General features: G+C 72.3%; 15 protein-coding genes and 1 pseudogene. 8 read left to right on the forward strand and 8 right to left on the reverse strand.

Translation table 11 applies throughout. The features are described 5' to 3' along the window. The first annotated feature begins 32 nt into the window (after positions 1-32). The 4 genes from ACIBJC_RS33925 (at position 33) to ACIBJC_RS33940 (ending at position 2,183) form a co-directional block, all read left to right on the forward strand. Entirely contained in the window at positions 33-467 is a 435-nt protein-coding gene (locus tag ACIBJC_RS33925) for a sortase-dependent protein (RefSeq protein ID WP_399299179.1), read from the forward strand. Continuing rightward, a complete protein-coding gene (locus ACIBJC_RS33930; RefSeq protein WP_399299181.1) occupies positions 464-1,087 on the forward strand; it encodes a class F sortase in 624 nt (207 codons plus the stop codon). The genes ACIBJC_RS33925 and ACIBJC_RS33930 overlap by 4 nt, the downstream gene beginning before the upstream one ends. 132 nt (positions 1,088-1,219) lie before the next feature. Continuing rightward, positions 1,220-1,711: an RNA polymerase sigma factor gene (locus ACIBJC_RS33935; protein ID WP_399299183.1), complete on the forward strand. Its 492-nt coding sequence runs from the start codon at positions 1,220-1,222 to the stop codon at positions 1,709-1,711. After that, positions 1,695-2,183, forward strand: coding sequence for a hypothetical protein (locus tag ACIBJC_RS33940; protein ID WP_399299185.1), 489 nt, complete (start codon positions 1,695-1,697; stop codon positions 2,181-2,183). The genes ACIBJC_RS33935 and ACIBJC_RS33940 overlap by 17 nt, the downstream gene beginning before the upstream one ends. Before the next feature lie 71 nt (positions 2,184-2,254). Here ACIBJC_RS33940 and ACIBJC_RS33945 read toward each other — a convergent pair whose 3' ends face one another. Together ACIBJC_RS33945 and ACIBJC_RS33950 are read right to left on the reverse strand one after the other, a co-directional pair. Beyond that, positions 2,255-2,701, reverse strand: coding sequence for an RNA-binding S4 domain-containing protein (locus ACIBJC_RS33945; protein WP_399299187.1), 447 nt, complete (start codon positions 2,699-2,701; stop codon positions 2,255-2,257). Between the two features lie 162 nt (positions 2,702-2,863). Then, the gene (locus ACIBJC_RS33950; RefSeq protein WP_399299189.1) at positions 2,864-4,957 is read right to left on the reverse strand and encodes a PhoX family protein; all 2,094 of its coding nucleotides are present in this window, start codon (positions 4,955-4,957) and stop codon (positions 2,864-2,866) included. Positions 4,958-5,294: 337 nt separating this feature from the next. Between ACIBJC_RS33950 and ACIBJC_RS33955 the strand changes: the two genes are divergently transcribed. The 3 genes from ACIBJC_RS33955 (at position 5,295) to ACIBJC_RS33965 (ending at position 7,776) form a co-directional block, all read left to right on the forward strand. After that, positions 5,295-6,812: a VWA domain-containing protein gene (locus ACIBJC_RS33955; protein WP_399299191.1), complete on the forward strand. Its 1,518-nt coding sequence runs from the start codon at positions 5,295-5,297 to the stop codon at positions 6,810-6,812. A gap of 84 nt (positions 6,813-6,896) precedes the next feature. Continuing rightward, positions 6,897-7,352, forward strand: a complete 456-nt coding sequence (locus tag ACIBJC_RS33960) for a helix-turn-helix transcriptional regulator (protein WP_399299193.1) — start codon at positions 6,897-6,899, stop codon at positions 7,350-7,352. Positions 7,353-7,362: 10 nt separating this feature from the next. Beyond that, on the forward strand, positions 7,363-7,776 hold the full coding sequence (locus ACIBJC_RS33965; RefSeq protein WP_399299195.1) for a VOC family protein: 414 nt from the start codon (positions 7,363-7,365) through the stop codon (positions 7,774-7,776). 59 nt (positions 7,777-7,835) lie between these two features. Here the strand turns inward: ACIBJC_RS33965 and ACIBJC_RS33970 are convergent, their stop codons facing one another. Then, complete coding sequence (locus ACIBJC_RS33970) at positions 7,836-9,074, reverse strand: sensor histidine kinase (RefSeq protein WP_399299197.1); 1,239 nt, start codon at positions 9,072-9,074, stop codon at positions 7,836-7,838. Between the two features lie 32 nt (positions 9,075-9,106). Continuing rightward, positions 9,107-9,760: a response regulator transcription factor gene (locus tag ACIBJC_RS33975; protein WP_399299199.1), complete on the reverse strand. Its 654-nt coding sequence runs from the start codon at positions 9,758-9,760 to the stop codon at positions 9,107-9,109. Positions 9,761-10,101: 341 nt separating this feature from the next. Between ACIBJC_RS33975 and metG the strand changes: the two genes are divergently transcribed. Continuing rightward, on the forward strand, positions 10,102-11,706 hold the full coding sequence (gene metG, locus ACIBJC_RS33980) for a methionine--tRNA ligase (protein WP_399299201.1): 1,605 nt from the start codon (positions 10,102-10,104) through the stop codon (positions 11,704-11,706). Between the two features lie 171 nt (positions 11,707-11,877). Here metG and ACIBJC_RS33985 read toward each other — a convergent pair whose 3' ends face one another. The 4 genes and pseudogenes from ACIBJC_RS33985 to ACIBJC_RS34000 all read right to left on the reverse strand — a co-directional run. Next, positions 11,878-12,708 (reverse strand): hypothetical protein, encoded by an 831-nt coding sequence (locus ACIBJC_RS33985; protein WP_399299203.1) that lies wholly within the window; start codon positions 12,706-12,708, stop codon positions 11,878-11,880. A gap of 11 nt (positions 12,709-12,719) precedes the next feature. Continuing rightward, positions 12,720-13,646 carry a hypothetical protein gene (locus ACIBJC_RS33990; protein ID WP_399299205.1) on the reverse strand — a complete coding sequence of 309 codons (927 nt, stop codon included), beginning with the start codon at positions 13,644-13,646 and terminating at the stop codon, positions 12,720-12,722. Then, positions 13,639-13,779 (reverse strand): annotated as a pseudogene (locus ACIBJC_RS33995) (sigma factor-like helix-turn-helix DNA-binding protein); the annotation flags it as partial. The pseudogene ACIBJC_RS33995 and the gene ACIBJC_RS33990, both read right to left, overlap by 8 nt. A 17-nt stretch (positions 13,780-13,796) precedes the next feature. Then, the coding region (locus ACIBJC_RS34000) for a zinc ribbon domain-containing protein (protein ID WP_399299207.1) at positions 13,797-14,141 on the reverse strand (345 nt) is incomplete at its 5' end.

Here is a 14,141-nt window from a genome sequence, read left to right on the forward strand (position 1 = left end):
CCGGGCGGGCGGACCGACGAAAAGAGCGATTCATGCGCCGAACTGTCCTCAGTGCCCTGGCACTCGCGGCCACCGCCGTGCTGGCGGGCGCCGTGCCCGCGTTCGCCGACGGGGCGAGCCAGGCCCCCGCCCCCGCCTCCGGCACCGCCGACCCGACCCAGGCCCCCACGGCCAAGGAGCCGACCCAGGCCCCGACCCCGGTCCCCGCGGACGCGGAGCCGACCCAGGCCCCGGCCCGCGCCGCGGACGCTGAGCCGAGCCAGGCCCCGGCCCGGGTCGCGGACGCTGAGCCGAGCCAGGTCCCCGTCGTACCGAAGGGCGCGCCCGACACCGGCGCGGCGCCCGCGTCCGCGTCCGCGGAGTCCGGGATCGGCGGCGGGCTGATCGGCGGGGGCGCCGCCGCGGCGTTCGCGGTGGGCGGCGCGACGTTCCTTCTCGTACGGCGCGGGCGGACGACCGGGGCATGACATCGCTCTCCAGGCGCGCCTTCCTGACCACGGCGACCGCGGCCACGGCATCGCTGCTCGCGGGCTGCGGCGGCAACGGGGCGGGACAACAGGACGCGGGCGCGCGTTCCGACGGGACGCGGGCCCCTTCGCGGTCCTCCGCGCGTACGGCGGCGGAGGGCGGGCGTCCGGTTCCGGTCGGGCTGGAGATCCCGGCCATCGGGGTCGACACCGCGGTCATGACGCTGGGGCTGGCCCCGGACGGAACCGTGGAGACGCCCCCGATCTCGGCCAACGACCGGGCGGGCTGGTACCGGCACTCGCCGGTGCCGGGCCGGAAGGGGCCTTCGGTGATCCTCGGCCATGTCACGGTCGGCGACTACGGAGCCGGGGTCTTCCACCGGCTCGCTCGGTTGCAGCAGGACGACCGGATCGTGGCGCGCCTGGAGAACGGCACGAGGGCGACGTTCGCCGTCACCTCCGTACGGACGGTCGCCAAGGTCGACTTCCCGACCGAGGAGGTCTACGGCAACGTCGACCGCCCCGAGCTGCGGCTCATCACCTGCGGCGGCGTCCTCACCGGTGACGGCTACCCCGACAACGTGATCGCCTTCGCCACGCTGACGTCCGCCGGCTCCTGAACCGCCCCTGATCCGCCCTCGACCTGCCCCTGCCCCGCCCCTGACCCGCCCTGCTTGATCCCCGGGCCGGTGGAACCGCGATCCACCGGCCCGGGTCTTCCCCCACGAGTGCCACCACGACCATGGAGAGCGTTGAAACGGTCCCGCGAGAAAGCAGCGTCCGAGCTGTTCGCCGCGCTCTACCCACGCCTCTCCGGCTGGTGCCGCCGGCTGGTCGACGACGACGAGACGGCCCACGAGGTCGCCTCGGAGGCGTTCACCCGGCTCTGGGCGCGCTGGACATCCGTCGCGGAGCCCCAGGGCTTCCTCTACGTCACCGCCGCCAACCTCGTCAGGGACCACTGGCGCAAACTGGAGCGCGAGCGCAGGGCCGTGCGCAGGGCCGGGGTCGAGGCAGCCGTCCGCCCGCCGGCCGAGCAGGACGACCCCTCGGTCCGTCTGCTCGTACAGTCGCTGCCGGAACGGCTGCGCGTCCCGATCCTGTTGCACTACTACGCCGACATGCCGATACGGGAGGTGTCCGTGCTGACCGGGCGCAAAGAAGGAACCGTCAAGGCCGATCTCCACGCGGCCCGAGAACTGCTCCGCGCCCACCTGAGGAGAAGCGTTGATCACACACTCTGACGAGGGTCCGGAGTTCGAGCCCGACGACCCGCTCGCCGTCATCCTGCGACCGTCCTCCGACCATCTCGGCCCGCCGCCCGGCCGCTACGAGGCGATCCGCCGCACCGCCGCCCGCCGCCGGCTGCTCCGCGCCGCGGTCGGGGTCGGGGTGTCCTGCGCCGTCGTCACCCTCGCCGTACTGCCCCTGCGCTTCTCGGAGGAGGTGGCGCCCACGTCCCCGACGGTCCCGCTCGCCCCACCGCCCGCGAGCAATCCGCCGCCCACACCGAGCCCGTCGACCGCGACGAACACGCCGAGCCCGTCAGCGTCGACCACCCGGCCGGAGCCAGCCAGCCCCGAACCCACGGCGGTGCCCCGGTCCGGCGGTCCCGTGCCGACGGCCAACCCGACCGCGATCCGGCCGCCCGTCGAGGGTTCGACGGCCCCGGAGACGGCCGACGCGGGCAACCCCACGCAGTCGTCCCGTTTTTAAGAACGTTAAGAGCGTTGAGAGCGTTGAGAGCTTCTTCAAGAGCAATAAGGGCTTCAAGAGACTGAAGGGCTTCAGGAACTCCTCGGCGCCTGGCCCTGCTCGAACCCCTGCAACCGCTCCAGCTCCCTGCGGTCCCGCTTCGTCGGACGGCCCGCACCCCGGTCCCGCACCGGGACGGACGGGACCAGTTCGCGCGGCGGGGGCGGCGGGCTGTTGTCGACGTAGCACTCGGCCGCCACCGGGGGGCCGACCCGTTTCCGTACGACGCGGGAGACCACGACCACCCGGTCGCGGCCCGCGTGCCGCAGGCGGACCTCGTCGCCCGGCTTCAGGGTGTACGCGGGTTTGACACGTTCGCCGTTGACGCGGACGTGGCCCGCGCGGCAGGCCGTGGCCGCCTGGGAGCGGGTCTTGGTGAGCCGTACGGACCAGATCCAGGTGTCGACCCTGGCCGTTCCCTCGCCCGATCCCGATCCCGATCCCGTGCTCGTGCTCGTACCGGAAGCCTCAGAAGCCATGTGCCGAGCGTAGCCCGACGACGGTGGTCCGATACAGCGCACGGATGCGCGGAACGCGCGGAAAGGGGTGGCACCGGTCCGAGCGGCGCCACCCCTGATCCCGTACGGCTACACGTGGTCCCGTACGGCTACCTGTGCCCCCGTACGGCTACACGCTCGGCGTCACACGCCGATGTCGCGGCCGTCGTTGCGCCACACCGAGATCACCGACGGGCGGACGATCTTGCCGGGGCCGTCCGGCCAGGCGCTCGCCGGCTTCTCGACCGACGCGCCGTCGACCTCGCCCGGGTGCTGGACCGCGACCAGGACCCGGCGGTCCTGGATGACCGGGCCGCAGGTCTCCGCCCCGTTCGGCATCGTCAGGAACTGCTTCAGCTCACCGCGCCGCTCGCCCTGCGTCGCGACGCCGAACAGCCCGTCGTGGTTGCCGAGCGCGTTGCCGTCCGTCGAGATCCACAGGTTGCCGTGCGGGTCGAAGGCGACGTTGTCCGGGCAGGAGATCGGGGAGACCTTGTCCTTCGGGAAGCCCGCGAAGTACGTGGCGGGGTCCTTCGGGTCGCCCGCGACCAGGAAGAGCCGCCAGGCGAAGCCGTCGCCCGCCGGGTCGTCCCAGTTCTCCGCCAGCTCCAGGATGTGGCCGTGCTTGTTGGCGTTGCGCGGGTTGGCCTCGTCGGCGCCCGCCTTGCCGGACTTGCCGCGGTCGGTGTTGTTCGTCAGCGCGACGTAGACGCGGCCCGTGCGCGGGGACGGCTCGACGTCCTCGGGGCGGTCCATCTTCGTGGCGCCGACCTTGTCGCCCGCGAGGCGCGTGAAGACGTACACCTCGTCCGCGGACATGCCGGGCACGTGTGAGACATCGCCGGTGGCCAGCGGGATCCACACGCCGGAACCGTCGAACTCGCCGTCGTTGGGCAGCTTGCCCGTGCCGTCGAACTCGCCCGCCGGGCTGTCGCCGGTCAGCTTCGCGACGTACAGCGTGCCCTCGTCCAGCAGCGTCAGGTTGTGCTCGTGGGCGGCGCGCCCGCCGCCCTTCTTCATCTTCTTCGAGGAGACGAACTTGTAGAGGTAGTCGAAGCGCTCGTCGTCGCCCATGTAGACGACGGGCCGGCCGTCGGCGGTGAGGCGCGGCTGCGCGGCCTCGTGCTTGAAGCGGCCGAGCGCGGTGCGCTTACGGGGCGTGGAGTCCGGGTCGTACGGGTCCAGCTCGACGACCCAGCCGAAGCGGTGCGCCTCGTTGGGCTCCTGCTTGAGGTCGAAGCGCTTGTCGAACAGCTCCCACTTGCGCTCGGTCGCGCCGGTGCCGATGCCGTACCGCAGGTCGGTGGCGCTCGACGCGTTGGCGAAGTACTGGTTGAAGTTCTCCTCGCCGTGCAGCGTGGTGCCCCACGGGGTGGTGCCGCCCGCGCAGTTGTTGAGCGTGCCGTACACCTTGCTGCCCGTACGGTCCGCGGAGGTACGCAGCAGCTCGCTGCCCGCGGCCGGGCCGGTGAGGCGGAACTCGCTCTTCACGGTGAGGCGGCGGTTGAGCTGGTGGCGGGTGACCGCGGTGAGCTTGCCGCTCCTGCGGTCCTCCTCGACCACGACGACGGAGAGACCGTGGGCCGCCCAGGCGATCTCGACCTGCTCGCGGGTCGGCTTGGCCGGGTCGTACCCCTTGAACATCAGGATCTCGTCCGTGTACTCGTGGTTGGCCACGAGGAGCTGCCGGCCCTGCTCGCTCTTCCCCTTCATGGGGAGCAGGCTCAGGAAGTCGTTGTTGTAACCGAACTGACCGGCCTGGGCCTTCGCGGACTGCTTGTCCGGGTTGAAGGCCGGCGCGCCGCGCAGGATCGGGTCACCCCAGCGGATGACGACGTTCTGGCTGTGTCCCGCGGGGACGGTCACCTTGTCGGCGGTGTTCGGCGCGACGGGGTTGAAGCGCAGTCCGCGGGCGCCGTCGGCCGCGGCGGCCGAGCCGCCCCCGTTCGTACCGGCGGGGCCGTTGCCGGCGGCCGGGGCGGCGGACGCCGGGGAGTCACCGGGGCCGAGGACGACCGCGCCGCCCGCCGCGCCGGCGACCGTGACGACGGCGGCGGCCCGCATCATCGAACGCCGCGACAGGGCACCGGCGATGACATCACCGACGTACTCGTTGTCGCTCTTGTTGGGCACCTCGTGGAAGCAGGCGTCGCCACAGCGGTAACGGCAGGTCAGGGCCGAACGGCCGCCGGGATGCGGGGAAGAGGGGGAGCTGAGCAGCGGGAGCAGTTTGCGCACGTTCGCCTCCGGTGATGGTTCGGCGCGCGCACCGCGCCGACAGGGTGTCGGGATGTCTCGGCGGTGACGTTAAGCGCGGGCCCCAGCAGGGCGGCAGCCGGAAGGTGAACGGAGCGTGAATCCGAATCGACCGAGTGGTCCGGGGAGAGTAATGCCCGGCACGCGCGTCATCGCGAGGCAACGGGGAGGTCGCGCCGATACCCTTCTGCCCGTTACGTAAACCGCCCCTGCCGTAGATCACCGGGGACGGCCGCTAACCTTACGTATCCGCCCTGGCCAGGGATGCGCGTTTCCCCGGCGGCGGACACCGCACCCACCCCATCTGAAAGGCTCGCCCATGGGCATTCGGAGCTTGCTGCGCAAGGTGTTCGGACGCGACCGTGCGGAGGAGCGCAACGGGTCGGCATCGGCGTCGGACGCGACGCCGGACGTGGCAGCCGACTCGGCCTCGGACTCCGTGTCCTCCTCGGTCCCGGAAACCTCGGTCGCGACCGCCGACTTGAAGTCGGAGGCGAAGTCGACGTCGGAAGCGAAGTCGACGTCGGAAGCGGAGTCGGAGGCGGCCTCGGACTCGGCGCCGGCGTCCGTCTCCGTACCGTCCCAGGCGGACCGTACGGACCGTACGGAGAAGACGGCCCCCGCGCGGAAGTCGCCGGCGACGGCGAGCGCCGGGACCGGAGCGGGTACCGGGGGCGGCGCCGGCGCCGCGGACCTGGTGGCCGCGGCGTTCGACAACGCCCGCCCCAGCGAGCCGGAGCGCAGCGTGCCGTCGCAGGCGTCGCGCACGCGCGCGGCCGACGAGCCGCTGACGACCGCTCCGGAAACCCCGGCGGCCCCGGCCACCCCGGCTGTCCCGACCGTTCCCACGGTCCCGGCGCAGGCGTCGGCCGAGCCGGAGCCGAAGCCGGAGCCGAAGGCGGAGGCCAAGCCCGAGCCGGAAGTGAAGGCCGCGCCCGAAGCGGTAGTTGAGCCCGAGGCGGTAGTTGAGCCCAAGCCCGCACCGGTCGTCGCACCCGCGCCCGCACCCGCCGCCGAACCCGCACCGGTCGCAACGCCCGTGCCCGAGGCCGACGTTCAGCCCGAGCCCGAGCCCGAGCCGGCCCCCCTCCCCGAGACGGACGCCGAGCCCGCCGCCACGGAGGACACCCCCGCTGTCGCGGAGCCCGCCCCCGGTCGCCCCGCCTTCACCCTCGCCCGGGTCAAGTCCCGCGCCCCCGGGCTGGCCGACCCCTACAAGGCGGCCGGCGCCGCGCTCAAGAAGTACGGGCTCACCGGCCGTCGCGCCACCGTCTATCTCGTCCTCGACCGCTCCGGCTCCATGCGGCCGTACTTCAAGGACGGCAGCGCCCAGCACCTCGGCGAGCAGGCGCTCGCGCTCTCCGCGCACCTGGACGAGGGCGCGACCGTCCCCGTCGTGTTCTTCTCGACGGAGATCGACGGGACCGGGGAGCTCGGGCTCGCCGCGTACGAGGGGAAGATCGACGAACTGCACGGCTCCCTCGGCCGCATGGGGCGTACGAACTACCACCGCGCCGTCGAGGAGGTCGTCGCGCACCACGAGAGGTCCGGGGCCGGCGGGCCCGCGCTGGTGATCTTCCAGACGGACGGCGCGCCCAGCGCCGTACGCGCCGCCGAGCAGGCGTTCGCCGAGGCCGCGGGCCTGCCCCTCTTCTGGCAGTTCGTGGCGTTCGGCGAGGAGGACTCCAAGGGCTTCGACTTCGCGCGGAAGCTCGGTGCGGACGAGGCCACCGCCAACGTCGGCTTCTTCCACGCGGGCCCGGCCCCGCGCGAGGTGCCCGACGCCGCGTTCTACCGCGGGCTGCTCGCCGCCTGGCGCCCCGACGCCGACCTGTAGCCCGTAGCCCCGTAGCCCGTAGCCCTGGAGCAGGGCCCCCGCACGACCCCCCGGATCCCCCCGCCCGGCCGGTACGCTCGCCCCATGGACCAGCAGCGGCTTGCCACCCTCGCGCACCTGCGCCGGGCGCGGGATCTGGTCGACCGGGAGTACGCGCGTCCGCTCGACGTACCCGCCATGGCCCGCCACGCGCTGATGTCGCCGGGGCACTTCTCCCGGGCGTTCCGGGCGGCCTACGGGGAGACGCCGTACAGCTATCTCATGACCCGGCGGGTCGAGCGGGCGATGGCGCTGCTGCGCGCCGGCGCGAGTGTGACCGACGCGTGCATGGAGGTCGGCTGTACCTCACTCGGCTCGTTCAGTTCGCGCTTCACCGAGCTGGTGGGGATGACGCCGAGCGCGTACCGGGCCCGGGAGCACGACGCCGTAAGGGCGATGCCCACCTGCATGGCGAAGGAACGCACCCGGCCCACCAGGGACCGGCCCACCGGCGAAAAACCGGTCAGGATTGGAGAAGCGGTCCGGGTGGCCCCCGTCTAGCGTGGGCTTCATGAACCTCTCACTCCAGTACTGCAACATCACCGTCAACGACATGGACGAGTCCCTCGCCTTCTACCGCGACGCGCTCGGCTTCGAGGTGCGCAACGACGTCGCCGCCGGCGGGTTCCGCTGGGTCACCCTCGGCAGCGCGTCCCCGTCGGACGTCGAGCTCGTCCTCTCCGAGCCGCACGCCGGCCGGTCCGAGGCCGACGGCGACGCCCTCCAGGAGCTGCTGACCAAGGGCGTCCTCCAGCAGATCATCTTCCGTACGGACGATGTCGACGCGGCCTTCGAGAAGGTGCGGGCCTCCGGCGCCGAGGTACTTCAGGAGCCCATCGACCAGCCCTGGGGCCCGCGCGACTGCGCGTTCCGGGACCCTTCGGGCAGCATGGTCCGTATCTCGCAGGCGCCCAAGGCGTCGTAACGCGCGGGAAGGGCTCCCGGTGACCCGGCCCCGCCCCTCCCTGCCCCGCCCGGCGGGCACTACCGGTGGTGATCATCGCCGGACGCGCGCCTCCCGCGCCCCTCCGGCGCCGGCTCAGGACGCTGCACCGGCAGCGTCACCGTCACCACCAGCCCCCCGCCGTCGCCGCCCGGCACCGCGTCCACCGTCCCTCCGTGCGCCTCCGCGATCGACCGGACGATCGAGAGGCCGAGCCCCGCGCCACGCCCCATCCGGTCGCGGCCCTCGCCCCGCCGGAACGGTTCGAACAGCGCGGGCACATCCGCCGCGGCGACCTCGGGACCCGTGTTCCGCACCACGAGCACCGCGCCGGTCACCTCCACGTCCACCGTCCCGCCCGGCACGTTGTACGACACGGCGTTGGCCAGCAGGTTTCCCACGAGCTGGCCGAGCAGCAGCCGGTTGCCCCGTACCGTCTCCGCGTCCTTGACCGTCAGGGACACGTCGCCGCCGCACCGCACCGTCTCCTCCGCGACCGCCTCGCCGAGGTCGACCGGCTCCAGGTCGTCCACCTCGCGCTCGCTGCGCGCCAGCACCAGCAGCCCCTCGATGAGCTTCTCGCTGCGCCGGTTGTTGTCGAGCAGGGTCTCCTTCGTGCGCGCCAGCTCGTCCGGTGAGCAGAGGTCGTCCAGGCCGACCTGGATCGCGGTGCGCTGCGTCGCCAGCGGGGTGCGCAGTTCGTGCGAGGCGTTGGCGATGAAGCGGCGCTGGCTGTCGAACGCCTTCTGGAGCCGTGCCAGCAGGGCGTCCAGGGTGTCGCTCAGCTCCTTCAGCTCGTCGTCCGGGCCGCGCGCGCTGATCCGCTCGTGCAGATTGCGCTCGGAGAGCCTGCGCGCCTTGTCCGTCATCGCGTGCACGGGCCGCAGCACCCGGCCCGCCGTCCACCACCCCACGCCCACCGCGCAGGCCGCCATGACCAGCAGGGCGACCACCGACCAGAACACCATCTCGTCGGAGGCCGCGTTCGTCACGTTGTCGGCGACCTGGGTGACCGTGACGGGCGCGATCTGCTGCTCGCCGATCAGCCGTGTCACGGACTGCGGCTGGACGGCGGGCGCCACCTGGGCCGGCGCCACCCGGGCGGCGATCTCCGCGGCCTCCGTCTGGGTGCCCGCGTTGGAGAGGAGGTTGACGATGGTCAGCAGGCAGCCGCCGAGGACGAGGAAGACGCCGCCGTAGACGAGCGCGATGCGCGTACGGATGGTGGAGCCGGTGAGCGGACGGAGCCACCGGGCCCGCGCCGAGGCCGCGGGGCTCACGGACCGGTTCGCCGGAGTCGCGGGCCTGGGGCTCACAGGGCGTACCCCGCTCCCGGCACCGTACGGATCAGCGGCGGGTCCCCGAGCTTGGACCGCAGCTTGCTCAGGCAGACCCGTACCGCCCCGGTGAACGGATCCGCGTGCGCGTCCCACGCACGCTCCAGCAGCTCCTCGGTCGGGACGGGCGCCCCGTCCGCCTCCAGCAGGATCTGGAGGACGGAGAACTCCTTGGGCGAGAGGTCCAGCGCCACCCCGTCCCGCGACGCGGTCCGCCGTACGGAGTCGAGCCGCACCCCGTACCGCTCCAGTTGCGGCGGTACGGGCCGGGCGCTGCGCCGCCGCAGGGCGCGCACCCGCGAGACCAGCTCGGGGAAGTCGAAGGGCTTGCCCAGGTAGTCGTCGGCGCCCAGGTCGAGCCCTTCGACACGGTCCTCCAGGGAGGCGGAGGCGGTGAGCATCAGGATGCGGGTACGGGACGAATCGGCGACCAGCTTGCGCGCGACGTCGTCGCCGTGGACGCGGGGCAGGTCGCGGTCGAGGACGACGACGTCGTAGTCGTGCAGGCCCAGATAGGCGAGGGCGGCGTCCCCGCTGTACACGGTGTCGACGGCGAAGCCCGCCCGGCGCAGCCCGGTGGCCACCAGCTCGGCCAGGACCTCCTCGTCCTCGGCGACCAGTACGCGCATGCTGTCGTCCCCTGTCCCTCTCCCCGGACCCGCTGCCGCTACCGGCCCCGGCCCCGCCGCTGCTCCTGGCCCCGGCCCTGATCCCGGTCCCGGCCCTGCCCCTGGCTCCGTCTCCGTATCCGCCCCCGTACCGGCCCCCGTGTCCGTGCCTCTGTCCCTGTCCGAGTCCGTATCCGTGTCCGTCCCACGTCTCATCCGCCGCCCCGCCTTGTACATGATGCCCATTCCCTCCCAGGATGTGCCTGTCTACCGCGACAGCTGTTTCCCTGAGGTCTCCACCGGGTAGCAACGGTGGTTTATCGATGTGAAGACACCGGTTCCGGGCCGATACCATTTCGAGCATGGCGGCCACTGGATCCGAAGAGCAGGGTGGGAAGGCGTTCTACGTCACCACCCCCATTTACTACGTCAACGACGCTCCTCACCTGGGCCACGCCTACACGACCGTCGCAGGGGACGTGCTCACCCGCTGGCACCGCCAGCGCGGCGAGAAGGTGTGGTACCTCACCGGCACGGACGAGCACGGTCAGAAGATCATGCGCACCGCGGAAGCGAACGGGGTGACCCCGCAGGAGTGGTGCGACAAGCTCGTCGAGGAGGCGTGGAAGCCCCTCTGGGAGCACCTGAACATCGCGAACGACGACTTCATCCGGACCACGGAGAAGCGGCACACGGACCGTGTGCAGGAGTTCGTGCAGGACCTGTACGAGAAGGACGAGATCTACAAGGGCGGCTACGAGGGCCCGTACTGCGTGGGCTGCGAGGAGTACAAGCTCCCCGGCGATCTGATCGAGGACGAGGACGGCGTCAAGCTGTGCGCGGTCCACAAGAAGCCGGTGGAGATCCTCAAGGAGGAGAACTACTTCTTCAAGCTCAGTGAGTACGGTCCGAAGCTCCTCGCGCACTACGAGGCCAACCCCGGCTTCATCCAGCCCGAGTCCGCCCGCAACGAGGTCGTGAACTTCGTCAAGCAGGGCCTCCAGGACCTCTCGATCTCGCGCTCGACCTTCGACTGGGGTGTCCCGGTGCCGTGGGACGAGAAGCATGTGATCTACGTCTGGGTCGACGCGCTGCTGAACTACGCGACGGCGGTCGGCTACGGCGCCAACCAGGAGAAGTTCGACACGACCTTCCCCGCCGACGTCCATCTCATCGGCAAGGACATCCTGCGCTTCCACTCGGTCATCTGGCCCGCCATGCTGATGGCGCAGGGACTGCCCGTCCCCGGCCGGGTCGCCGCCAACGGCTGGCTGATGGTCGGCGGCGAGAAGATGTCGAAGTCGAACCTGACCGGCATCAAGCCGCAGGACCTGACCTCGCACTTCGGCGTCGACGCGTACCGCTGGTACTTCCTGCGGGCCATCGCCTTCGGGCAGGACGGCTCGTTCTCCTGGGAGGACTTCAGCGCCCGCTACACCTCCGAGCTGGCGAACGACTACGGCAACCTCGCCTCGCGCGTCGCGGCCATGGTCGGCAAGTACTTCGGCGGCGCGCTGCCGGCCGACGCCGCCCCCGGCGACGCCGAGCGGGCGGTACGGGACGGGCTGGCCACGGCGGTCGCCGAGGCCGACCGGAGGATCGGCGAGGAGCTGGACTTCGCGGGCGGGATCGCCGCGATCTTCGACTTCGTCAAGCAGGTCAACGGCTATCTGACCGAGCAGGAGCCCTGGAAGGTCGCCAAGGACGGTTCGGACGAGGGCCGCGCGCGGCTCGCGACGATCCTCTACACGGCCTCGGAGTCGCTGCGGGCGCTCGCCGTCCTGCTCAACGCGGTGATGCCGGAGACCTCGCAGAAGCTGTGGGACTCGCTCGGCGCCGCCGAGTCGCTGGGCGCGCTCGACGGCCAGCGGGTCCAGGACGCGGGCACGTGGGGCCTGCTGCCGGCCGGCTCGACGGTGACGAAGGGCGCGGTGCTCTTCCCGCGCCTGGAGGAGCCGGCGGCGTAACGCCGTACACACGTGCACGGGAGCAGGGCCCGGAACCAGGCTGGTACGCCTGGTTCCGGGCCCTGCTTGCTTCATGGACGGCCCGATGGAAATGAGGGAGCCAAGCCGGCAGCGACCTGAGCATGAGCTGTGAACACCGCATCACCCCACGTCAGAGAAGCTCAGAGACCCTCAGAGAGCCAGCGAGTCCGCGTCGCCCATCACCACGACCGGCTTCTTCTCCGGGTCCAGCGTGCGCAGCAGCTCCTTCATCCGGTCGAGAGGTACGGAGACACACGCCTGGGTGGGTCCGCCGTGGTCCACGTGGATCCAGATGCCGCCGCCCTTGTCGTCACCGAGCGGCCGGGCCCAGTCGAGCGGGGTGTTGCCCGGCACGCGGTTGTAGTTGATCGCGACGACGTAGTCGAAGGAGCCTTCGAGCGGCTCGCCCTCGAACCCGGTGCCCGTGACGGAGAAGGCCGGGCCCTGGTCGTACGGGAGCCTGGACCCCGGATCGGACAGCCGGCCGCCCGCGTCGGTCAGCCCGTACACGCCGATGGGCGAGCGCAGATCGCCCTGGTTGTGGTCGTCGGTCCACCCCTCCAGCGCGTTGTGCGCGGGCCAGGTGTCGGTGACGGGCGCCCAGCCGGTGACCGGGTCGCGCTCGTGGACGACGACGGAGGCGAGGTTGGAGTCACGGTTGATGCCGGTCACCACCACGGCCTGGCGGGTGTCCGAGGGGATCCGGGCGCGGGTCTCCGGGCCGAGGCCGGGGATCTCCCGCGCCTCGGCGCCGCGCGCCTCCAGCGGTCCGGACGCGCCGGTGCCGGCGCCGCCGCCCTTGTCGGTGCCGCTCGCGGCGGCGGCGACGGAGCCCGAACCCGTTCCGGCCTTGTCCGCCGTCTCCGCCCGGCCCGCGTCGCGCACGCCGCCCCCGTCCCCCGCGCAGCCGGTGAGCAGCAGACCGGTCGCCAGCAGCGCGGCGGCCAGCCGGGGGCCTCTGCGAACAGTGCGCACAGACATGTACGGGCCTCTCATTTCGTGTTCCAGGCGGAGGCGGAAGGAGTGACGGGCGCGCTTCCTGCGGTGAAGTCTGCGCCGCTGATCATCGTATGGACGGCCTCCACGCTCCCCGGCGCGTCGCCCGCGGCACACAGGCTGACGGCGACGACCAGATCGACGGAGACGGGTTCCTCGGTGCCGGGGGAGACGGTGGCGCCGTCGGAGGCGTCCACCACACCGCTCAGCAGGGCGCTGTACTCGCGCGTCCCGCCGATCTGCCGGCACGCACGGGAGGGCTTCGCCAGGGGGTGCGGCTCGGAGCGGTCCCCGACCGTGGTCGCCGGTGTCCCCGATCCCTGCTCGACCAGCGTGACCAGCGCGCCGCCCGGGCCGAGCGTCCGGAGGGGCGGACAGTCGGACCGCCGCTCGACCGGGCAGGCCGTGTCGTACGGCGTGAGCGGCCGGGACGAGACGAAGCCCCGGGCCGGCGCTCCGGACGGGCCGTCCGGCGGCAGGTCGACCGTGTACCAGCGGGAGGGCGGACGCAGCGTCAGACCCCGTAGGTGCGGGAAGCTGACGTAGGCGCCGTCCGGGGGCGGTGTTTCACCCGACCGGTCCCGTGCCGTGGACTCCGAGGCGTCGGCGGTCGGGACGGGGCCGGGCACGGTCGGGACGGGGCCGGGCACGGTGGCGGCGGGCAGCACCTGCTCGGGCCCGCCCCGCAGAACGCCGGGCAGCAGCGCGCCGGCCAGCACGAGCCCGGTCACGGCCGCCGCGGCGGCTCCGGCCGTACGGCGCCTGCGGCGGCCCCGGACGACCCGCTCCCGTACCTGCTCCAGCCGCCCTTCGGGGCTGGGCAGCCGGGGCGCGGCCCGTTCGAGGAGGACACGCAACTCCCGCCCCTCGGCGGCCTCACGGCGATCCTGATCCGCCCCCGTGTCACCACCCGTGTCACCCACGGCGGTCACCGCCTTCCACCGGCGCGGGCAGCAACTCCCGCAGTGCGCGCAGGGCACGGGACGACTGGCTCTTGACCGTGCCGGTCGAGCAGCCGAGGGTCGCCGCGGTGTCCTCGACGCTCAGATCCTCGAATTGACATCCACCCCTCCCTAAAGGGAGGAGATTCCTGTCTCCCGTATCTGCGGGTCCAGGTGGGTTCCTGCTTCTTCGCGCTGTGCCGGGACAAGTCCCGGTCTTACCCGCGCTCGACAGGCTGATACCGCCAGTCCGGCGGCCTTGGCGACGTTGACCGCCGCGTTGATGTCCCGGTCCAGCCACGCACTGCACGCCTGGCACTGCCAGATGCGAACGTGGAGGGGCTTGGGGCCGTCCTTGACGCCACACTGCGAGCAGACCTGAGAGGTCGGCTCGAAACGTCCGATCCGTACGAGGGTGCGCCCGTACCGGGCGGCCTTGTACTCCAGCATCCCGACGAACGCGGACCATCCCGCGTC

This window comes from Streptomyces sp. NPDC050509 (assembly GCF_044457965.1).
GTDB lineage: Bacteria > Actinomycetota > Actinomycetes > Streptomycetales > Streptomycetaceae > Streptomyces.

Coding starts and splice junctions, on each gene's coding strand:
- ACIBJC_RS33925 (WP_399299179.1), top strand. CDS start 33: ATGCGCCGAACTGTCCTCAGTGCCCTGGCACTCGCGGCCACCGCCGTG.
- ACIBJC_RS33930 (WP_399299181.1), top strand. CDS start 464: ATGACATCGCTCTCCAGGCGCGCCTTCCTGACCACGGCGACCGCGGCC.
- ACIBJC_RS33945 (WP_399299187.1), bottom strand. CDS start 2,701: ATGGCTTCTGAGGCTTCCGGTACGAGCACGAGCACGGGATCGGGATCG.
- ACIBJC_RS33955 (WP_399299191.1), top strand. CDS start 5,295: ATGGGCATTCGGAGCTTGCTGCGCAAGGTGTTCGGACGCGACCGTGCG.
- ACIBJC_RS33960 (WP_399299193.1), top strand. CDS start 6,897: ATGGACCAGCAGCGGCTTGCCACCCTCGCGCACCTGCGCCGGGCGCGG.
- ACIBJC_RS33965 (WP_399299195.1), top strand. CDS start 7,363: ATGAACCTCTCACTCCAGTACTGCAACATCACCGTCAACGACATGGAC.
- ACIBJC_RS33975 (WP_399299199.1), bottom strand. CDS start 9,760: ATGCGCGTACTGGTCGCCGAGGACGAGGAGGTCCTGGCCGAGCTGGTG.
- metG (WP_399299201.1), top strand. CDS start 10,102: ATGGCGGCCACTGGATCCGAAGAGCAGGGTGGGAAGGCGTTCTACGTC.
- ACIBJC_RS33985 (WP_399299203.1), bottom strand. CDS start 12,708: ATGTCTGTGCGCACTGTTCGCAGAGGCCCCCGGCTGGCCGCCGCGCTG.